The 223-nt window shown below is 43.9% G+C and carries 1 protein-coding gene; it reads left to right on the top strand.

What is annotated here, in order from left to right; genetic code table 11:
* Window positions 1-96 precede the first annotated feature (96 nt).
* The coding region (locus tag RH88_RS22955; protein ID WP_138944283.1) for a helix-turn-helix domain-containing protein at window positions 97-223 on the top strand (127 nt) is incomplete at its 3' end.

The raw sequence follows: 223 nt of genomic DNA, 5'->3' as shown, positions 1-223 counted from the left end.
GTTACCGCCGATGTAAAAATGACCCACTAGCGCCGACTTAAAATTGACCCACCTGAGGCACAATGTTCGTTCGTTTAACGGATAAAACGGCGAGCTATGATAAATCAGGAGCAACTAGTGGAAATTCAAGTTTTATATCGTCAGGGATATAGTATTCGCCGTATTGCCAGAGAGCTAAATATCTCACGAAACACGGTACGGCATTACCTACGGACTAAAGCGT

Origin of the sequence: Vibrio scophthalmi LMG 19158, assembly GCF_000222585.1 — a bacterium.
GTDB classification, from domain to species: domain Bacteria; phylum Pseudomonadota; class Gammaproteobacteria; order Enterobacterales; family Vibrionaceae; genus Vibrio; species Vibrio scophthalmi.
The sequence above is the reverse complement of the archived record's forward strand: the minus strand, read 5'-3'. Positions and strand labels throughout refer to the sequence as shown.